Source organism: Acutalibacter caecimuris (assembly GCF_034335085.1).
In the GTDB taxonomy this organism is placed as follows: domain Bacteria; phylum Bacillota; class Clostridia; order Oscillospirales; family Acutalibacteraceae; genus Acutalibacter; species Acutalibacter caecimuris.
In genome coordinates this window covers 12,471-33,029 of the sequence record NZ_JAWXXJ010000032.1, presented here as the reverse complement: position 1 = coordinate 33,029, position 20,559 = coordinate 12,471, and the positions used below count along the sequence as shown (strand labels likewise).

Here is a 20,559-nt window from a genome sequence, read left to right as displayed (position 1 = left end):
GGCTGCAACGGGAAAAGGGTGGCAGGAGGCAGAGGATCGTTGCGGATATGCCGGACGGGAGGGGGGCGGTTCGCCATACCTCCCTCCAGCGGGTTTGGAAGGGGTGTGGCGCTGCCACGTCGAAGATGACACGGCTGCGGGGTTACGCGGCTGCAACGGGAAAAGGGTGGCAGGAGGCAGAGGATCGTTGCGGATATGCCGGACGGGAGGGGGGCGGTTCGCCATACCTCCCTCCAGCGGGTTTGGAAGGGGTGTGGCGCTGCCACGTCGAAGATGACACGGCTGCGGGGTTACGCGGCTGCAACGGGAAAAGGGTGGCAGGAGGCAGAGGATCGTTGCGGATATGCCGGACGGGAGGGGGGCGGTTCGCCATACCTCCCTCCAGCGGGTTTGGAAGGGGTGTGGCGCTGCCACGCCGAAGATGACACGGCTGCGGGGTTACGCGGCTGCAACAGGAAAGGAGAGGCAGTAGGCAGAGGATCGTTGCGGATATGCCGGACGGGAGGGGGGGCGGTTCGCCATACCTCCCTCCAGCGGGTTTGGAAGGGGTGTGGCGCTGCCACGCCGAAGATGACACGGCTGCGGGGTTACGCGGCTGCAACAGGAAAGGAGAGGCAATATGCAGAGGATCATTGTGAACACACTGGACAGGAAGGGGACTATCAACCGGAACATTTACGGCAACTTCTCGGAGCATTTGGGGCGGTGCATTTATAACGGCCTGTTTGTGGGGGAGGGCTCCCCCATACCCAACGTGAACGGGATGCGCACCGACGTGGTGGAGGCCCTGCGGGCCATCCGGCTGCCTGTGCTGCGCTGGCCGGGCGGCTGCTTTGCCGACGAGTACCACTGGAAAGACGGCATTGGCCCCAGGGAAAGCCGCAAACGGATGGTGAACACCCACTGGGGCGGGGTGGTGGAGGACAACGCCTTTGGCACCCACGAGTTTATGGAACTGTGCCGGCAGGTGGGCTGCGCGCCGTACATCAACGGCAACCTGGGCAGCGGCACGGTGCAGGAGATGAGCGAGTGGGTGGAGTACATGACCTTTGACGGGGTATCCCCCATGGCTTTGCTGCGGGAACAGAACGGCCGCAAGGAGCCCTGGGAACTGCGGTACTTTGGGGTGGGCAACGAGAACTGGGGCTGCGGGGGCAATATGCGCCCGGCCTTTTATGCCGACCAGTTCCGCCGGTACCAGACCTATTGCCGGAACTATGGGGACAACCGGCTGTTTAAAATTGCCTGCGGGCCCAACAGTGACGACTATGACTGGACGGACCAGGTGATGGAGATTGCCGGGAACTATATGGACGGCCTTTCCCTGCACTACTACACCGTGCCCTCTGGCAACTGGGCGGACAAAGGGGCGGCCACGGGCTTTACAAAGGGCGAGTACTACGCCACCCTGAAGGCCGCCGGCTACATGGAAGAACTGGTGGCCAGGCACTGCCAGATTATGGACCGGCATGACCCCCTGCACAAGGTGGGGCTGGTGGTGGACGAGTGGGGCACCTGGTACAATGTGGAGCCGGGCACCAACCCGGGGTTTTTGTACCAGCAGAACACCATGCGGGACGCCATGGTGGCGGCGCTGACCCTGCATATCTTTAACCGGCACTGCGACCGGGTGGTGATGGCCAACATCGCCCAACTGGTGAACGTGTTGCAGGCGGTGATCTTGACCGAGGGGGACAAGATGGTGCTGACGCCTACCTACCATGTGTTCGACCTGTACCAGTGCCACCAGGACGCCACCCTGCTGGGCTGCTTTGCCACCGGCCGGGAGGTGGAAGGGATCAACAGCCTGACTGTGTGCGCCTCGGCGGACCGGGCGGGGGCGGTGCACATTACCGCGGCCAACCTGGACGCGGACAACGACTGCCCGGTGGAGGTGGAACTGCTGGGCAAGGACCTGGGCCAGGTTTCGGGCCGCCTGCTGGCCGGCGGGATGGGCGCGTACAACGACTTTGACCACCCCCATGACGTGCAGGTTACCGAACTGGCGGGCATCAAGCTGGAAAACGGCCGGGCCTGTTTTACCCTGCCGGCCTGCTCGGTGGGGCGGATCACCCTTGCATGAACGGGGCGGGGCGGATATGCAGGCGCTGCCTGCTGCGGGAACTGGACAGCCAGGCGTTTGCGCCGGTTTACCAGTACATAGAAAGCCTGCCCCCGGAACAGAAGGCCCCGCCGGCGGAGTATGCCCGGCGGCTGGCCCTGTGCCGCCAATGCCCCCGGCTACAAAACGGTATGTGCGCCCTGTGCGGCTGCTTTGTGGAGGTACGGGCCGCCAAGGGGCGGCTGGGCTGCCCCCAGGGCCTTTGGCAAGCATGGGAAACACCTGCCAACAACCATAAGGAGGTTTGATTAGATGGAGCAGAAACAACACAGCAGGCCGGTGAGCCTGCGGGACGTACGGGTGGCCGACCCCTTTTGGCAGGCCGCTCAGGAAACCGTGCGCCGGGAGATGCTGCCCTACCAGTGGGAGGCCCTCAATGACCGGGTGGAGGGGGCTGCCCCCAGCTTTTGCATCCACAATTTCCGGGCGGCGGCCAGGCTGATGGAGGAAAAGCGGAACAACCCCGGCTTTGTGGAGCCGGCGTATACCTTCCGGGGGTTTGAATGCCTGCCGGAGGACCCCGCCCACCCGGAGGCGGACCGGTTTTATGGATTTGTGTTTCAGGACACGGATTTTTATAAGTGGATCGAGGCGGTGGGGTACTCGCTGGCCCAGCACCCGGATGCGGAGTTGGAACGGACGGCCGACGGGGCCATTGACCTGCTGTGCGCCGCCCAGCATGACAGCGGGTACCTGGACACGTATTATATCCTGAACGGCATGGACGGGGCCTTTACCAACCTGAAAGACCACCACGAACTGTACTGCCTGGGGCATTTGGCCGAGGCTGCGGTGGCCTACTATGAGGCTACCGGCAAGGACAAGCTGCTGGGAGCCGCCTGCCGCTTTGCCGGGTATGTGGACAGCCAGTTCGGCCCGGAGCCGGGCAAGCGCAAGGGCTACCCGGGGCATGAGATTGCCGAGATGGCCCTGGTGCGGCTGTATGAGGCCACCGGGGAGCGGAAATACCTAAACCTGGCCCGGTTTTTTATTGACCAGCGGGGAACCGCGCCCCACTACTTTTTGCAGGAGGACCGGGAACGGGCCGCCCGGTCGGGCAAACCCGCCCCCCAGGCGGATACGGCCCCCTATGCCTATTACCAGGCGGACAGGCCCGTACGGGAACAGGAACAGGCCCAAGGCCACGCGGTGCGGGCCGGGTACCTTTACGCCGGCATGGCCGACGTGGCCCGGCTGACCGGGGACCAGGGGCTGTGGGACGCCTGCCGGAGGCTGTGGGACGAGATGGTGGGGGAAAAGCTGTACATTACCGGGGGCGTAGGCGGGACGGTACACGGGGAGGCGTTCTCTTACCCCTTTGACCTGCCCAACGACACGGCTTACTCGGAAACCTGCGCGGCCATTGCCCTGGCTTTCTTTGCCCGGCGGATGCTGGAACTGGAGCCCAAAGGGACGTACGCCGATGTGATGGAGCTGGCCATGTACAACACGGTGCTGGCCGGTATGGCTTTGGACGGCAAAAGCTTTTTCTATGTGAACCCGCTGGAGGTCAACCCTGCAGCCTGCCTGGCCGACCAGCGGTTGCAGCACGTGAAACCTGTGCGGCAAAAGTGGTTTGGCTGCGCCTGCTGCCCGCCGAACATCGCGCGGATTGTGACGGCCGGGGCCCAGTACGCCTTTACCGGGAACGACACCACCCTGTTCACCCACCTGTACATGGGCGGGGAGATCAGCCGGCAGGTGGGCGGGCATACCTTGCGCCTGGCGCTGGAAAGCCACCTGCCCTGGGAGGGCCGGGCCAGGATGACCGTGCACACGGACAGCCCGGTGGCGTATACCCTGGCCTTCCGGGTACCGGGCTGGTGCGCCGGGCCGGTGATTGCCGGGCCGGACGGCATGGAGCGGACCGAGAAGGACGGCTATGTGTACCTGACCGGCACCTGGCGGGAGGGGGACCGGGTGGACATCAGCCTGCCGATGGAAACCCGGCTGGTGGCCGCCAACCCCTGGGTACGGGAGGACACCGGCAAGGTGGCGGTGCTGCGGGGTCCCATCTGCTACTGCCTGGAAGAGGCGGACAACGGGCCCGGCCTGCACCTTGTGCGGGTGGACGCGGCCAGGGCCGGCGAGGCCAGGCCTACGGGGATCACCATTGGCGGGCAGGGGATGCGGGCCATTGACCTGCCCGGTTTCCGGCAGGCGGCGCCCGGCAGCGGCGCCCCCCTGTACAGCCGGTATGCCCCGGCCAAGGAAGAGCCTGTTACCCTGCGGTTTATCCCCTACTACGCCTGGGCCAACCGGGGCATGGGGGAAATGCGGGTATGGGTGCGGGTGTAGGAAACACAGCGGCTGTGCCGCCCGGTGCAAAAGAGGTTTTACCTCTTTTGCACCGGGCTCACTATAAGGCATCAGCATAGACGGGAGGAAGGTATATGTTAGAACAACTGAAAGAGCAGGTTTGTCAGGCCAACCTGTTGCTGCCGGCACACGGGCTTGTCACCTTTACCTGGGGCAATGTGTCCGGCATCGACCGGGAAAAGGGGCTGATGGTTATTAAGCCCTCCGGTGTGGCCTACCCGGATATGGCCCCGGAGGACATGGTGGTGGTGGACCTGGAAACCGGGGCGCCGGTGGAGGGCAAATGGAAACCCTCCAGCGACACGGACACCCACCTGGCCCTGTACAGGGCTTTTCTGGGGCTGGGCGGGGTGGTGCACACCCACAGCCGGTGGGCCACCACCTTTGCCCAGGCCGGGCAGGGGATCCCCGCGATGGGCACCACCCAGGGGGATTACTTTTACGGGGACATCCCCTGCACCCGGCAGATGACCCCGGCGGAGATAGGCGGCCGCTATGAACTGGAAACGGGGCGTGTGATCATAGAGGCTTTCCGGGGGACGGACCCCATGGCCATACCCGGCGTGCTGGTACACAGCCACGGGCCCTTTGCCTGGGGCGCCAGCCCCGAAGAAGCCGTGCACAACGCGGTGGTGATGGAGGAAGTGGCCTTTATGGACTGGCACGCCCTGCTGCTGGAGCCCCAGGCGGGCCGGATGCAGCAGGAACTGCTGGACAAGCATTATCTGCGCAAGCACGGGGCCCATGCCTATTACGGGCAGTAAGGGCGCGGGCCGCGCTATGCAGGAAAGGGGGCCGCTTATGACTTTGCCACGTTTGAAACGCCTGCCGCATTTGCCCGCGGCTGCCAAAAAGAAAAAAACGCCGGCCCGGCGGCTGGGGATGCTGGCCGGGGCGCTGCTTGTATTGGCCGCGCTGCTGGCCGGGTTTAATGTGTGCACCGACCCCTTTGGGGTGTTCGGCGACCCCTTTATGGGCTGGTGGGGGTATACTATCACCCAGGCACCGGGGGTGGGGAAGATTGCGTACCTGGAACGCCACGAGGGGGCGTATGACGCCTATATTCTGGGCACCACCCCCAGCGCCTACCCGGTGGAGGCCCTGAACCGGTACAGTGGGGCCAGCTTTTACGACCTGACCGGCTGCGCCGGGGACATGGCGGGGGTGGAGAAGATCTGCCGGTACCTGACGGAGCGGGGCGGGGTGAAACATCTGGTGGTGGATTTGCCCATAGCCTGCGCCGCGGGCGGGGAGGAAAAGGCCCAGGAGATGCACCATCTGGTGGAAGGGGACGCGCCCCTGGGGTTTTACGCCCAGTACCTTTTCGCCGGCCCCCAGCACGGGCTGCGCAAGCTGCGCCGGTACATCCGGGGGGACTATCTGCCCCAGGGGTACCGGGCCTATGACGGGGCTACCGGCAGCTATGACCGGAGCCTGCGGGACGTGGAGCCCATTGGGGACCTGGAAGAATATACCGGCCGGGACGCCTATGCGGGCTTTTGGGGCGCCCCGGCGGCCCAGCCCAAGGAACTGGCGGGCCTGGACGCTTGCATGGAAAGCCTGGCGGCCATAAAAGCCATGTGCCAGGAGGCCGGGGCAAAGCTGACGGTGATCTGCCCGCCGCAGTTTTGCCGGCAACTGGAGGCATACACGCCGGAGGAGCAGGCCCGGTTCCGGCGGGAACTGGCCCAGGTGACGGACTACTGGGACTTCACCCTGGGGCCCCTGAGCCGGGACCCCCGGTTTTTCTACGACGCCGGGCACTTCCGCGGCTGCCTGGGGGAGATGGTGTTGGCGGAGATTGCCGGGGACGGCAGCGTGTACCGGCCCCGGCGGCTGGGCGAGCACATTGCCCTGGGGGCCGAGCCCGGCGCCTATGGGGCCGAAGAGGCGGATCCCTCTACCTATACCGCCCGGATACCGGTGCTGATGTACCATCATCTGGCGGAAGAGGGGAAGGGCAACGATATTATGTCGGTGGAGCGGTTTACCCAGCACATGGCCGCCCTGCGGGACGGGGGGTATACGGCCGTTACCTTTCAGCAACTGGAGGATTATGTGCTAGGGGAGGCGGCCCTGCCCAAGCGGCCGGTGGTGATCACCTTTGACGACGGGTATGCCAGCAACCTGGAACTGGGCCTGCCTGTTATGGAGGCATACGGGATGCGGGCCACGATATTCGCCATTGGGGTTTCCATGGGCAAGACGCAGTACAAGGACACGGGGCGGGAGATGTTCCCACACTTCTCTGTGGAAGAGGGGCGAAAGGCGGCGGAAACCGGGGTGGTATGCGTACAAAGCCACGGCTATGACTTGCACCAGGTGCCCGGCCTGGACCCTGACCCGGTGCGCAAGGGCATTTTGCGGCGGCAGGGCGAGAGCGAAAAGGCGTACACCGGCTTTTTGCGGGAGGACTGCCAGACGATGTCGGAAACCCTGGGCTATCAGCCAGGGGTGCTGGCCTATCCCTACGGCCACTGCGATATGCTGGCGGAAAAGCTGCTGGAAGAGGCGGGGATCGGCGTGACCCTGACCATTGAGGAAAAGGCCAATGTGCTGGTTAAGGGGATGCCCCAAAGCCTGCGGCAGTTGGGCCGGTTTTACATGAAGGAATCGGTGACGGCGGAAGAACTGCTGGCTATGTTGGAGGGGTGAGAGGGAAAAAAGGCCCTGCGGGAAGTTTTCCGCAGGGCTTTATTTTTATGGGGGATATGGGATCAGGCCAGCCAGTACATGGCCTGGTCGCTGAAGGTATAGCCGGTTTGGGCGAATACCTGTGCCAGTTCTTCGTCCTCCACGGGGATGTGGGCAAAGGGGGCAAAGCAGTTTTGCAGGCACCAGCCGGTGATATGGGCCACCAGGGCGGCCCGCACCGGGGGGCTTTCGGCGGCCAGCAGGCCCACGCCCCCTTCCGGGTACAGGCCCACTACGCCGGCCAGGCGGCCCTCGGAGAAGGCCCCCTGCATCACCCCGGCCCGCAGGCGCTCCCGTAACTCGGCCTCCTCAAAGCCCTGGGGGAACGCCTCCAGCACCTGCTGGCGGTGGGATTCCCCCATGGGCTGGAAGTCCAGGCCCTCTTCCGGCTCCGGCGCGGCGGGCTCCAGATAGGCGGCGGCCCGGCACGCCATGATCTGGCTGAGCTGTAGCCGGTCCATGAGCATCTCGGCGTTTTTTAGGCTGTGCACCGCCACCTGGGTGGGGCGGAAAATGCCCCCGCAGAGGGCCTCGCCCACGTCCATGTTTTCCGCCGCCAGCAGGTAGGCCCCGCTGCGGCCAATGTACACCAGGGCCCCGTCCTCCCGCACGGCGGCCACGGTGCCCTCGCCCCGGCGCAGGGCTTCCAGCATATCCATACACAGCACGGGCTTTCTGCCCAGGTAGCTGTACGCTTTTACCGCAAGTTCAATCATAGGGCACCTCTCACAGCCGGGGCAGCGCCCGGGCCAGCAGGCGGGCTGACTTTTCCGCACTGATTTTGACAAAGGTGGGGAAATCCACCGGCGAATCGTCATTGGCGTTGTCGGAGATGGCCCGGAGCACGGCACAGGGCACGCCGCTCATGTAGCAGGCCTGGGCGATGCTGGCCCCCTCCATCTCGACGGCCTTGGCGCCGAAGGTTTCCATAAGCCAGCGGTTTTTCTCCCGGCCGGCCACAAAGGTATCGCCGGTGGCAATGACCCCCAAATGGGCCCCGCCGTAGATGCTCTCCGCCTCTTTTAGCAGTACGGCAGCGGCGGCCTGGTCGCTGGGGAGCATCACCCGTTCCTCGTGGACGCCGCCCCGGTGGAGGGTCAGGCTACCCAGGGGCTCGCCCAGCGCCGTGGTGTCGTAATCGTGCTGCACCAGGGCGCTAGCCACCACCAGGTCGCCGATATGCACCCCCACGCCCCCGGCCACGCCGGTGTTGATGACCAGCCGGGGGGCCCAGCCCAGCAGCATGGACTGGGCGCACAGGGCCGCGTTGACCTTGCCAGGGCCGCACTGGGCCACCACGCAGTCTACCCCGGCCAGCAGGCCCCGGTAGAAGGCCAGGCCGGCGGACTCCTGCCGCCGGGGGCTTTCCATTTGGGCGATCAGGCCCTCTACCTCTACGGCCATTGCGCCGATAATACCAATGGGTTTTTGCTCGCTCATACCGCTCACGCACCTTTCTTTGTTATCCCCCGCCCCGGACGGGGGGCAGTCCTGTAAGCAGGCAGTGCCACAGGCCCAGGGCAGGGCTGCCAGTAGCCCCCGTAGGCGCCAGCAGGACATGGGCCTTCCGCTTCCCTTTCATGCTGCCACATCCGCACCATCATGCACAGGACGGTTTCAGACCTCATATACATTTTAACGGATATGCGGCGAAAGCAAGGGATATTATGGCTGCTTTTGTACAGATTTTTGGATAAAATCTACAAATTCTTCGAACTCACCCTGGGTAAAGCCATACTGGTCGACCATATAGGCGTTGTCCGGGCCGTAGTACAGGTACAGGTACTGGCCCTTGCGGCGCAGGTCCGTAAGCTGGAAATAGGGGATGACGCTGGCGGACTGGATGCCGGATACCCGGAATACCGCTGGGTAGAAAGTATAGTGGGCGGTTTGGGACTGGCCCCGGCCGTGGACCTTGCGCTGGATCTTCTCTACCGTGGCGGCCATGCCGATGACCTTGTAGGCATAGTAGGCGGCAATGGCGATGGCCACCAGTTTCATCCACCAGGCGGCGTCGATGAGGAAGGCCGTGGACACCATCACCAGGCACATGACCCCGCCGAAGATCACCTCGCCGATATTTTTTACATAGGCCTGGTACACGCTGAAGGTGTGGATGGCCTCTTTGGTGCAGTCGGTATCATTGATGAACAGCACCTCGCCGTCGGCCTGGTCGGCCCCGTGGGTGCGGTGGTACTCGGAAAGCTGCTCGGCCAGCCGGGCCTTGCGCTTTTTGTCCGCCTTCCCCTTTAAGGGGATATAGATGAGCGGCACCGCCACCGCGGCCAACAGCAACAGGAGGAGCAGCACCGTGCTGGCAACATCTACCGGCTGGGGGGCGGGCTTTTCGGTGACGCGGGTGATGCGGAGGGAATCTACCACGGCCAGGAGGGTTTCCTCCTGCTGGGGGGTGATGGGCTCGCCCATAGAGTACAGGTCGATATTGATGGCGTAGCCGTTGACAATGGTGCCATAGGCCAGCTCATACATGGGGTTGTCCCCCAGCAGGTCCAGGCGCAGCCAGTAGAAGAGCCTGTCCCCCACGGTGTACCAGCCCTTGTCTACGTGCAGGTCGTCTTCGGACTCGCCCAGCCGGCCCATGAACTGCTGCTTTTCCTCTTCGGTGAGCAGGTTTAAGTCATAGACGCTTTGGTTGATGTCGCTTTCCTTTTTCATCACGGTGATCACCGTGCCGTCCTGGGTGACGAACTGGGCCAGCACCCCGGCCTTGGCGTAGTTTTGCAGCTCCCCGGCGGGGTCTGCCACGCCGGCCAGGGCCCACAGGGCGTCATCCTCCGGCAACTCCGGGCCCAGGTGGTAGGCCCCTTCCGGGGGCTGTAGGGTGAAGTCGGCATCCCCCCAGGTTTCGGCCAGGGCCGCCATGGGCAGGGCCCCCAGCATCAGCAGGGCCAGGAACAGGGAAACAAGTTTTTTCACGGTGAAACCTTCTTTCTACAGATAATGGAGGCCCGGCGGGGCGCTACCCCATACCTTGCCAGGGCTTTTTGCGCCGGTGAGCCTGGGGCGCGCTGGGCTATGGCCCCTTCTGTTTTGATTTTTCTTTTGAACGGAAAGCTTGGTGTGGTTTTCTTGGGCGGCCCTGCTGTTCTATTGTTCTGTCTTTTTTTGGGGGACGCCGTGTACATTATAACATAAACCCGCGGAAAAGGAAAACAGAAATTGCAAATATTTTTACGGGAATTGCCCCCCTTGCCGCCTTCCGGCACTTGACGGACCGCCCGGAAAGGCGTAAAATGGAAACAGAATGGGCGTTTACGCCCTGGTTGGCTACAGGCCGGAAAACAGAGCTTTGCGTACAGAAAGGACGGCGGATATGTATGGTGACGGCAGTTATCACCGGCGCTTCCGGCGGGCTGGGGCGGGCGTATATAGACGCCATTATCGCCCAGTACCCTACGGTGGACGCCTTTTGGCTGGTAGCACGGCGCAAGGAACTTTTGCGGGAGATTGCGGAGGCCCACCCGGACAAGACCATTGCGGCCATTTCCCTGGACCTGGCAAAAGAGGAGAGCCTGGAGGTATTTGAACAGCTTTTGAAAGAGAACAGCCCGGAGATCAAGGTGCTGGTGAACAACGCGGGCTACGGCAAGTGCGAGGACTTTTTCTCCTCTAACCGCCGGGCCCAAACCGGCATGGTAGACCTGAACTGCCGGGCCCTGGCCAGCCTGACCCGGCTGTGCCTGCCCTATATGCTGGACGACAGCCTGGTGCTGAACATCGCTTCTATCGCGGCCTTTGCGCCTACGCCCCGTATGTCGGTTTACGCGGCCAGCAAAGCCTTTGTGCTGACCTTCTCGAAGGCCCTGCACGAGGAACTGCGCCCCCGTGGCATTAAGGTGCTGGCCGTGTGCCCCGGCCCTATGGACACGGACTTTTGGAAGGTGGCCAATGTGCCGGAGGGGAAGTCCAGGCTGATTGACAAGCTGCCCAGGGTTGACGCCAAGGAGGTGGCAGAGGGCTCGCTACGGGCCGCCAAGCGGGGGAAACTGGTGTATACCAAGGGGTTTTTCTACAAGCTGTACCACCTGCTGGCCAAGCTTTTGCCCCACGGGTTTATTATGGAGTTTACGGAGGTATAGGCACCGGCCCATCAAAAGGAGGTATTTGCTATGCAGTATACCATCACCCTACAGGACGGCCCGGTGGGCCTGCGGCCCCTGGCCCAGGGGGACGCCCCCCTGCTTTTGGGCTGGCTGACAGACCCCCGCAACCTGGCCTATTGGGAAGGGCCCAGCCAGGTGTTTACCCCCGCGCGCATACAGGCGGATTTTTATGAGGAGGAATGGAACGCCTCCCGGTGCATCATACAGTATGAGGGGCGGGATGTGGGCTATGTACAGGCCTATCAACTGGACAGGGAGGGGTTTGCGGAATACCAGTACCCCTATACCCCGGCGCCGGTGTATGGCATCGACCAGTTTATCGGCGTGCCGGAACTGTGGGGCAAGGGCATTGGCCGGCGGTTTATCCGGCTGCTGTGCGGGTGGCTGCACAGGGAACAGCAGGCGGCCGCGGTGGTGCTGGACCCCCACGCGGACAACCCCAGGGCGATCCGCTGCTATGAGGCCTGCGGGTTCCAGAAGGTTAAGCTTTTGCCCCGGCATGAAATGCACGACGGCCAACTGGTGGACTGCTGGCTGATGGCCTTGGAGTTCCCCCGGTAGCCGGAAGGGGAAGGGCGCCGCCGGAAAAAGATAGCTTGACAATCCCGGCGGGCGCTGTTATGCTTGGGGTAGAAGGCACGATGCCTTCAGGAAGGAGGCTGCTATGGAAAGGGACGCATTTACCGGCGGGGTCGACCCCGGCGGGCTGTGGAGCAAAAATGACATCCGGGTTTTGGTTTGCTACATTTTGGCCAGCGTAAACGCCCCCTTGTCGGAGGAGGATATCTGCCAGGTGGTGCAGGGCCGGGCGCTGGCCAACTACTTTGAAACCGCCGACGCCCTGGCGGCTTTGGCGGTTTCCGGGCACATTACCGGCGGGCCGGCGGGGTGGTCTATTGCCGCTACAGGGCGGGAGATTGCCGCCGACCTGGACACCGGCCTGCCTTTGGCTGTGCGGGACAAGGCTTTGGAAGCTGCCCTGAGCCTGCTGGCCATGGCCCGCGCCCGCCGGGAAAACCAGGTGGACATAGCGCCTGCGGAAAAGGGCGTGCGCGTTACCTGCCGGGTGCTGGACGGCCAGGGGCTGGAGCTGATGGCCCTCTCCCTGTTTGTGCCCGATATGGCACAGGCCCAACTGGTGCGGGAAAACTTTTACAAAAACCCCAACCAGTTGTATAAGCTTACCCTCTCTTCCCTGACCGGGGATATGTCCTTTGCCCAGGGGCTGTTCTCCCCTTAGGGGCGCAGGCAGGGCGCGGGGTTGGGTTCCCAAAGGGCCTGCGGCCCTTTGGCAGGGGTGTGGGGGCAGCGCCCCCACGGCCTTTTCCCCCGGCCAAAAGAGCAGCGTCCCTGATTTTTCAAACAGGCTTTGTGCCCTTCCAAAGCCGCCGGGGACAGAAAGCGGCGGCCGCGGGCGGGGGCTTTGGGCGGCATTGCTGCCAGGGCGCGGGGTTGGGTTTCCAAAGGGCCCGCGGCCCTTTGGCAGGGGTGTGGGGGCAGCGCTCCCACAGCCTTTTCCCCGGCCAGCCTTTGGGGGGCATAAAGGTTTGATGCACTTTTTACACACAGCAGGGTTGTGGGGGCAGGGCCTCCACCGCCTTGCCTTGGCTGAAAGGAGCCCGATTTATGGCAATTTTGTATGATGAAAGCAGCCGGGTTTTCCGGCTGGACACGGATGTTTCCAGTTATGCGATACAGATCTATGAGCATGGGTACCTGGCACATCTGTACTATGGGCCGCGGGTGACGGACACGGCGGCGCTGGCCCGGTATATGTGCCGGGGATGGTTTGACTCTTTCTCCCCCCGGAACCCCCATATGGACAATATGGAGCACGTACAGTTCTCGCTGGACTTTACCCCGCAGGAGTACCCCTGCACCGGCAGCGGGGACAGCCGGGCCAGCGCCTTGCAGGTGCGGGCCCCGGAAGGGAATGTGGTGACGGACCTGCGGTATGTTGCCCACCGGATCTTCAAGGGCAAGCCGGCACTGAGCGGCCTGCCGGCCACCTTTGCCGGGGAAGGCGAGGCGGAGAGCCTGGAAATCGAGGCCAGGGACCCCGGTACCGGGGTAAAGGTATTTTTGCTGTACACGGTGTTTGCGGCCAACGGGGCCATGGCACGCAGCGTGCGGGTGGAAAATCCCGGCAGCCAGCCGGTGGATCTGCGCCGGGTGTACAGCCTGTGCCTGGACCTGCCTACCATGGACTATGAGCTGGTCCATGTATACGGCCACTGGAACAAGGAAAATACCCAGGTGCGGCAGGCCCTGCGCCACGGCACCCAGAGCATTTGCTCCCGCCGGGGTATGACCGGCCACAACCACAACCCCTTTGTGGCCCTGCTGCGCCAGGGCGCGGGCGAGGAGCAGGGGGAGGCGGTCGGCGTAAACCTGGTGTACAGCGGCAACTTCTCTATAGAGGTGGAGGTGGACGCCTGGGGCTGCCCCCGGCTGCTGGCGGGCATTAACCCGGACGCCTTTAGCTGGCGGCTGGAGCCCGGAGAGAGTTTCCAGTCCCCGGAGGCGGTGATGGTGTTCTCTGCCCAGGGCCTGGGCGGCATGAGCCGGGCCTTCCACCGGCTGTACAACAGCCACCTGATCCACGGCCAGTGGGCCAAGAAGGAGCGCCCCTTGCTCATCAACAGTTGGGAGGCCGCTTACTTTGACTTTGACGCCCAGAAACTGGTGGATTTTGCCAAGGCCGCCAAAGACTTGGGCATTGAGATGCTGGTGATGGACGACGGCTGGTTTGGGGCCCGCAGCGACGACCACCGGGCTTTGGGCGACTGGCAGGTGAACGAAGGGAAACTGGGGTGCTCCCTGGAGGAACTGATCAGCCAGGTGAACGCCCAGGGGCTGAAGTTCGGCATATGGTATGAGCCGGAAATGGTGAGCCCGGACAGCGACCTGTACCGGGCCCACCCGGACTGGGCCATCGGCGTAAAAGGCCGGGAGGGCTCTTTGAGCCGCCACCAGTTGGTGCTGGACATGAGCCGGAAGGATGTGCGGGACAATATCTTTGCCCAGATGGAGGCTGTGCTGGGCAGCCACAACATAGAGTATGTAAAATGGGACTGCAACCGCAATATCACCGAGGCGGCCAGCGCCGCCCTGCCCCCGGAGCGCCAGGGGGAGTTCTTCCACCGCTACGTGCTGGGGGTGTATGACCTGATGGAGCGGGTCACCACCCGGTTCCCCCATATTTTGCTGGAGAACTGCTCGGGCGGGGGCGGGCGGTTTGACGCGGGGATGCTCTATTATTCCCCCCAAATTTGGACCAGCGACAACACCGACCCCATCGAACGGCTGACCATCCAGTTCGGGGCCTCGCTGTGCTACCCGGTCAGCAGCATGGGGGCGCATATATCGGCCAACCCCCGTGCCGGCATTGCTACCCGTGCCGCCGTGGCCATGATGGGTACCTTCGGCTACGAGATGGACCCCAGGGAACTGACCCCCGAAGAGCGGGAGGCCGTAAAGGCCCAGGTGGCCCAATACCATAAGTATTACCGGCTGATACGGGAAGGCGACCTGTACCGGCTGACCGACCCCAACCAGGACCCCTGGTTCTGCGACTGGGCCTTTGTAAGCCCGGACAAGCGGGAGGTACTGTTTACCAGGGTGATGATGCGCCGGCCTGGGGAGTTCTTCCAGGTAAAACGGCTGGTGGGGCTGGACCCGGATATGCTGTACACCGACGAAGAGAGCGGGGAAACCGCCTCCGGCGCGCTGCTGATGGGGGCCGGGCTGGATTTGTCCATCCGCCCCTGGCCCGCGCCCAAGGACGGCGATTGCGTTGTCCGGCATTTGGTGGCAAAATAGAGGGCAGCGCCCTGGTATAGCAAGCTATAAGAGAGAGGGCCCCGGCGTGTTGGCTGGGGCCCTTTTTGTTTGGGTTGAAACGGCTGGGGTTTTGTTGGAGCTTTTTATCGTCTGCAAGGAGGGGAGGCCAATTTGGGGCGGTGATTTTTGCGGGTGTGCGGGTTATGGGATCCTGTGGTAAAGCTTATAGGCGGTGGACGGAAAAAGGCGCGTGCGGTACCGGTATGGGCAAAAAAGTTCGCGCACCCTGGTGGGTGCGCGAACCGGTTGGGGGGATGTGCGGTGGATACGAAAAAGATGTTTTTGCCAAATTGCCGGGTGTATCTGAACTCTCACACGTTCTCAATTGCCTGTTCAACTTCTAATCCTCCTGCAAAAATCACCTTGATTTTTTCTTTGGACTCCACCACCACACACTCCAGCACCTGTCGCACCAGCCGGTCATCATATTCCATGGGGTGATTCTCCAGCCCATCCAGGATAGTAAAAATCTCGTCCAGCCGAGATTCTGTATTCTCTTTTTCCTGCTGGGCATTGTCAAGTTGAGTCAACTGTTGCTCCAAGCTGTTTTTCTCAGCCATGAGTGCTGTGGCCCTCTGCTCGTCAAAATCTTCCACTGTATCTGTGGCTATAGCTTGCAACATAGCCTTGAATTCCGCGTCAATTTCTGCTATCCTTATCTGGATATCAAGGCAGTTGTCCTCACCATTATCATTCTTCAGCCCCATACCGACGTGCAGCTTTAAGGTGCCCAGCACATCGGCACTCTGTTTTGCTGTGCGCATGATCGCTGCCATGACTGCCTCCTGCAGCACACTTTCCTCCATCGTAGGCGAGTGGTGACAGTATTTCTTGCCGAAGTCCAGCCGGTTGATGCACCGCCAGACCGGTTTCTTTTCACCCTTGACCGTCCAAGTGCATCGGCGGTAAGGAGTTCCGCACTCGCCACAGACCAGCAGTTCCGTCAGAGCGTACTTGCTGGAGTAACGGCCCTGCTCCGTTTTAGTACCTTTCTGCTTGACCTTGCGTTTGCCGGTACGCCGGGCGAGTTCTTCCTGAATACGCCCGAAAGTGGCAGGGTCGATGATGGCGGGGTGATTGTTCTCCACAAAGTACATGGGCCGGGCCTTGCCGTCGTTGCGCTTGACTTTCTTGCTCAAGCAGTCCACCACATAGGTCTTGTTGAGGACGGCATTCCCTGCATATTTTTCATTTGAAATTATCGACTGTATCGTCCCTGGTACCCATTTCCCAGAGCCGGTAGGCGTCGGTATGCCGTCTGCAGTCAGTGTGTTTGCGATGGTCGTCATGCTGTCCCCGGCGAGGAAACTGCTATAAATTCGTTTCACGACCTCGGCCTGTTCCGGGTCGATTTCAGGCTTGCCGTCCGGCCCGCGCCGGTAGCCCAGAAACCGCTTGTACTGGAAGGGAACCTTCCCCTCTTTCGCACTTTGATTTTTGCCCCATATCACATTGGCGCTGATGTTCTCAGATTCGCTCTGAGCAATGCTCCCATAAATGGTGATATAAAATTCCGCCCCAGGCTGGGTGCTGTGGATGTTCTGTTTCTCAAAGAAGATGTCCACGCCTATCTCCTTGAGCATACGAACATACTTGAGAACGTCAGCCGTATTCCTCGCAAACCGGCTGATGGACTTCGTGATAATCATGTCGATTTTGCCGCGCCTGCATTGCTTAATCATCTTGTTGAACTCGTCGCGCTTTTTGGTGCTGGTACCCGAGAGTCCTCTGTCTGCAAAGATGCCCACAAAGGCCCATTTAGGCTCGCTTCTAATCTTCTCGGTGTAGTACCTTACCTGCACATCATAGCTGTTCAACTGCTCCTCCTGGGCCGTGGAAACGCGGCAGTAAGCCGCCACCCGGAGCTGCCGGTGGGCCTGTTTGATTTCTTCAGCTATGTTGATTTTCGCCGGTATCTTCCGCACTACTTTTTGCGGAGTATTCACTGTTGGTTGCATATTCATCGTCCTTTCCGACCATCTGGTCATTTATCACTTTTATGCTCACGGCGCCATCTTTTCCGAGGTGGATGGCTTGAACCGTCCTCTTAAAAAGTGCCAGTGAAAAAACTGAAAGCGGCTCTGCATCGGCAAGAGTCGCTTTCAACCTATGGGCTATATATGGAGTGGAATCGATGTCCGCATATCTGAGGGAGGCACACTCCAACATCTTTTTTCTCAAGGTGTTTTTATCGTAATCGAGCGTGTCTAATGTTCGCGCAATCTCATTTTCAGCTTTCAGAGTCTGCACACTCATGGAGTCGTCAATAACTGGAATTTGCACCAACTCAGGATTGACAATCACCTGGTTTAGCAGTACAGTAATATCATCCAGTAGGTCGCTGTCAGCCTTGTGAATCGCCGTGCGGCAGTCCGCATTGGAACATATCCATCGTTGCTGGCACTTTCTGAACCGGCTGTCATGTCTACGGTTCATTTCGGAACCACAGACCGGGCAAGTCACAGGCACATCTATATGAAAAATCTCATGGTTACGATCCGTGCTGTGTTGAGTATTCTTTTGGGCTTTCATATCAATCATAGCGCGATGCGTTTCCTCGTCAATAATTGCTGGAAAACCGCTTTTGCCAGTGTATCGCTCATCTTCTATCAGCCGCATGATGCGGGATTTGTTCCATCCGGTAACGCCGGGCTGATATTCCACATTTTCAGCATTCAGCCGGTCGGCAATATCCAGCAGAGACATACCATTTTGGTACTCGCTGAAAATGCGATTTAGTACAGCAGCCTCTTGCGGATGGGTGGTTATCACGCCGTTCTGATACTGGTATCCGAACGGAACATTCCTCTTTTTCATGCCGTGCGACACCTCACATTCTCAGGGATTTGCTCTGTAAAGGCAAGCCCGCCAATGAGATGAAAGGTCAGCCGGGAATTATCCATGACCGTGATACTCTGGACAATTTCCTCGAATAACGCTTGACTAAATGGTGTGCCCGGCACATATCCGGCCAGGGTATCGTCCAGTGATTTCAGCGTATATATCAGCTCATCGTCCTCATCTTCAGCCAGCGCCTTTTTGCGGTCGAGCCGCAAGGTATTGATCTTGTTGCTGATTACCGAGGGCTGAGCGGCAAAGTCGGTAGCATTTAGAACGCCATTGGTGTGGAACCGGGCAACCACCAGATTTTGTGCGCTCAAATCGGCTATCTGTTTGTCGATCTGCCGTATCTTTTCCTGGCTCTCGCTGCTACGATTCTGCATCATCTCCATTTGGTGGATCAGCGTACCTATCAGGTCTTGCCGGTGTGAAGCCAGCTTGTCTGTCATAAGGCAGAAGGTGTTGTAAACTGCGTTTTCTCGCACACGTCTGCTCTGACAATCTGTAGCCCCTGCAGCCTTGCCGCTGCATAGCCAGTAGGCGGTGCCGTTCAGGAGCAGTCTGCGGAACGTCCTGCCGCATTCTGGGCAGTGAAGGATACCTGTCAGGAGATGCACACCCTCGCGCTTGTGGCTGACATTCCGGGATTTTTGCAGTTCTTGTGCCGCCAGATACACTTTCTTACTGACAATGGGCGGGTTGCTGTTCTCCACATAATACTGCGGCTTTTCGCCCCGATTTTTCTTCTTTCTGAAGGGCAGGGTGTCCGTTGTGAATTTCTTTTGCAGGAGTACATCGCCCATATACCGTTCGTTTTTGACCACATAGTCAACCGTAGTGTGGTGCCATTTTTTCTGTCCATATCGCCGTGGAACTCCTTCTGCATTGAGGATATTCGCAATGTTTTGCTTTCCCACGCCTTGCAGGTAAAGGTCAAAAATGCGGCGAATCACAGCTGCCTCATCCTCTTTCACCACAAGCTGTCCATCGACCAAATCGTACCCATAGGCCGGAGCGCAGCAGTTAAACTCCCCGGACTCCATGCGCATTTGATAGCTCCTTCGTAGATGGTCGGAGATGTTCACGCTTTCCTGCTGTGCGGCCATGCCGGGGAAGGTCACCAGCATTTCCATGTTCATCTTGTCACTGTCGATGCCCTGTTCCTCGAAGTAGATGCTCACGTCCAACTCCTTGAGGGTACGCAAAGCAACCAGCAACTCCTGCGTGTTCCGGGCAAACCGTGACACGGACTTTGTGATTACCCGGTCGATTTTCCCCAGCTTGCAGTCACGAATAAGCCGGTTCTGCTCATCGCGCTTTTTCATATCCGTGCCGCTCAAGCCCTCGTCAGCGTACACATCTACCAGCTTGTATTGCGGATTTTTGCGCTCATAATCCTTGTAGTAGCGAATTTGAGCGGCAAAGGAGTGTAGCTGGTCAGCAGATTTGCTGGACACCCGGCAGTAGGCGGCAAGCCGGATAACCTTGGGCTTTTGAGATTCCCGACTGATGTCGGTTACAGTCATTTGCACCATTCCTTTCTTTGATTTTTCGCCTTTTGGCACCACCAACAATACCACAAGAGTTCAGATACATCCAGCGCAAACCGCCAGAGTTTTCACTTCAGACATATATTTTTTCGATGCCGTAGTGGGCGGCAGAAATCTGCAAAATGTGTTCGTATTCTTCCTGAGTAATGAGCTGCATTTTCAGCAGCAGGCGGAGCATATTCACGCTATAAACAAATGCTGAATTACCGATATCCATATTCACAACAGCACCTCCATATATTTGATTCCGAAACTGACGATGATGGCATGATCGACCCAGCCCATAGCGGCCTTGTCCAGCTTGCCGCTATAGCGAATCAACCTGCGCTTATCAATCGTTCTGATCTGCTCCAGCAGCACAACCGACTCCACATCCAACCCGTCTGCGTGAACAATAATGTGGGTGGGCAGTTTGGCCTTGTCTGACTTGCTGGTGATAGCCGCCACGATGGTGGTGGGGCTGAATTTATTACCGGTGTCGTTCTGGATAACGAGGACGGGCCGAGTGCCGTCCTGCTCGCTGCCCACCACCGGCGATAAATCGGCGTAATAAATTTCGCCGCGCTTGACTTGTTTCATGTTTCCCTCCGTAAGTAATGACGGCAGCCAAAGGGCAGACTGCCGCCTTGTATCAATCGTTTTGCGTGCTTGTATTTATCCTCGATTTCTCGTCTGCCGACTCGGTCGGCTTAGAGCGGTCGCCACTGGCGACCATCGCCCCCAAGCAGGGAACGCACCCTCCGGTTATGCCTTTAACCTCATTGGAATATCACCACCCCCAGGATCTCTGGAGGGCGCCCTCCTTTGCTGCGACGGGTCACGCTCGGCTTTAGGACTGGACGCAAGTATCATTATCCCTTCTGCCGGTCATCGCCGTCGATGGATGTGCGTTCCATCGTCTGAGCCTGGAGGCCAGAAGCTGGCGTCCGCTCATGTGGCTTGCCGCTCCTCACGGCGGCAAAAGGAAAGTAAAAGGTGCGTTGAATATTCAATTTTCAAAGAGCAACAGAGGGAATAAAGAAAGCCCTCACTTTCTAAGCCGAAAAGTGAGGGCTTTGCACAAGAG

General features: G+C 60.3%; 17 protein-coding genes. 9 read left to right on the top strand and 8 right to left on the bottom strand.

Annotated features, from left to right (window positions below; translation table 11 throughout):
* The first annotated feature begins 619 nt into the window (after positions 1–619).
* The 5 genes from U8U01_RS14890 to U8U01_RS14870 all read left to right on the top strand — a co-directional run bounded on the left by U8U01_RS14890 (position 620) and on the right by U8U01_RS14870 (position 7,096).
* Positions 620–2,083: an alpha-N-arabinofuranosidase gene (locus tag U8U01_RS14890; RefSeq protein ID WP_322175876.1), complete on the top strand. Its 1,464-nt coding sequence runs from the start codon at positions 620–622 to the stop codon at positions 2,081–2,083.
* Positions 2,080–2,370: a DUF6171 family protein gene (locus U8U01_RS14885; protein ID WP_322175874.1), complete on the top strand. Its 291-nt coding sequence runs from the start codon at positions 2,080–2,082 to the stop codon at positions 2,368–2,370. The genes U8U01_RS14890 and U8U01_RS14885 overlap by 4 nt, the downstream gene beginning before the upstream one ends.
* A gap of 4 nt (positions 2,371–2,374) precedes the next feature.
* The gene (locus U8U01_RS14880; RefSeq protein ID WP_322175872.1) at positions 2,375–4,420 is read left to right on the top strand and encodes a glycoside hydrolase family 127 protein; all 2,046 of its coding nucleotides are present in this window, start codon (positions 2,375–2,377) and stop codon (positions 4,418–4,420) included.
* Between the two features lie 95 nt (positions 4,421–4,515).
* Positions 4,516–5,205, top strand: coding sequence for an L-ribulose-5-phosphate 4-epimerase (locus tag U8U01_RS14875; protein WP_322175869.1), 690 nt, complete (start codon positions 4,516–4,518; stop codon positions 5,203–5,205).
* A 37-nt stretch (positions 5,206–5,242) separates the two neighbouring features.
* Positions 5,243–7,096: a polysaccharide deacetylase family protein gene (locus tag U8U01_RS14870; RefSeq protein ID WP_322175866.1), complete on the top strand. Its 1,854-nt coding sequence runs from the start codon at positions 5,243–5,245 to the stop codon at positions 7,094–7,096.
* A gap of 62 nt (positions 7,097–7,158) precedes the next feature.
* Here U8U01_RS14870 and U8U01_RS14865 read toward each other — a convergent pair whose 3' ends face one another.
* From U8U01_RS14865 to U8U01_RS14855, 3 genes are all read right to left on the bottom strand, one after another.
* Positions 7,159–7,851 (bottom strand): hypothetical protein, encoded by a 693-nt coding sequence (locus U8U01_RS14865; protein WP_322175864.1) that lies wholly within the window; start codon positions 7,849–7,851, stop codon positions 7,159–7,161.
* Positions 7,852–7,861: 10 nt separating this feature from the next.
* Positions 7,862–8,575: a 5'-methylthioadenosine/adenosylhomocysteine nucleosidase gene (locus U8U01_RS14860; RefSeq protein ID WP_322175861.1), complete on the bottom strand. Its 714-nt coding sequence runs from the start codon at positions 8,573–8,575 to the stop codon at positions 7,862–7,864.
* A gap of 225 nt (positions 8,576–8,800) precedes the next feature.
* Positions 8,801–10,072: a hypothetical protein gene (locus U8U01_RS14855; protein WP_322175858.1), complete on the bottom strand. Its 1,272-nt coding sequence runs from the start codon at positions 10,070–10,072 to the stop codon at positions 8,801–8,803.
* Positions 10,073–10,473: 401 nt separating this feature from the next.
* Between U8U01_RS14855 and U8U01_RS14850 the strand changes: the two genes are divergently transcribed.
* From U8U01_RS14850 to U8U01_RS14835, 4 genes are all read left to right on the top strand, one after another.
* Entirely contained in the window at positions 10,474–11,235 is a 762-nt protein-coding gene (locus tag U8U01_RS14850; RefSeq protein ID WP_322175857.1) for an SDR family NAD(P)-dependent oxidoreductase, read from the top strand.
* 30 nt (positions 11,236–11,265) lie between these two features.
* The gene (locus U8U01_RS14845) at positions 11,266–11,820 is read left to right on the top strand and encodes a GNAT family N-acetyltransferase (RefSeq protein ID WP_322175854.1); all 555 of its coding nucleotides are present in this window, start codon (positions 11,266–11,268) and stop codon (positions 11,818–11,820) included.
* A 103-nt stretch (positions 11,821–11,923) separates the two neighbouring features.
* Positions 11,924–12,499, top strand: coding sequence for a DUF4364 family protein (locus U8U01_RS14840; protein ID WP_322175851.1), 576 nt, complete (start codon positions 11,924–11,926; stop codon positions 12,497–12,499).
* A 386-nt stretch (positions 12,500–12,885) separates the two neighbouring features.
* The gene (locus tag U8U01_RS14835; RefSeq protein WP_322175848.1) at positions 12,886–15,081 is read left to right on the top strand and encodes an alpha-galactosidase; all 2,196 of its coding nucleotides are present in this window, start codon (positions 12,886–12,888) and stop codon (positions 15,079–15,081) included.
* Positions 15,082–15,413: 332 nt separating this feature from the next.
* Here the strand turns inward: U8U01_RS14835 and U8U01_RS14830 are convergent, their stop codons facing one another.
* The 5 genes from U8U01_RS14830 to U8U01_RS14810 form a co-directional block, all read right to left on the bottom strand.
* Entirely contained in the window at positions 15,414–17,060 is a 1,647-nt protein-coding gene (locus U8U01_RS14830) for a recombinase family protein (RefSeq protein ID WP_322175845.1), read from the bottom strand.
* Positions 16,993–17,919, bottom strand: coding sequence for a recombinase family protein (locus U8U01_RS14825; RefSeq protein ID WP_322175842.1), 927 nt, complete (start codon positions 17,917–17,919; stop codon positions 16,993–16,995). The genes U8U01_RS14830 and U8U01_RS14825 overlap by 68 nt, the downstream gene beginning before the upstream one ends.
* Positions 17,916–19,469, bottom strand: coding sequence for a recombinase family protein (locus U8U01_RS14820; RefSeq protein WP_322175839.1), 1,554 nt, complete (start codon positions 19,467–19,469; stop codon positions 17,916–17,918). Before U8U01_RS14820 ends, U8U01_RS14825 begins: the two co-directional genes overlap by 4 nt.
* Before the next feature lie 97 nt (positions 19,470–19,566).
* The gene (locus tag U8U01_RS14815) at positions 19,567–19,716 is read right to left on the bottom strand and encodes a hypothetical protein (protein WP_322175836.1); all 150 of its coding nucleotides are present in this window, start codon (positions 19,714–19,716) and stop codon (positions 19,567–19,569) included.
* A complete protein-coding gene (locus tag U8U01_RS14810) occupies positions 19,713–20,072 on the bottom strand; it encodes a type II toxin-antitoxin system PemK/MazF family toxin (protein WP_322175833.1) in 360 nt (119 codons plus the stop codon). Before U8U01_RS14810 ends, U8U01_RS14815 begins: the two co-directional genes overlap by 4 nt.
* Positions 20,073–20,559: the final 487 nt, after the last annotated feature.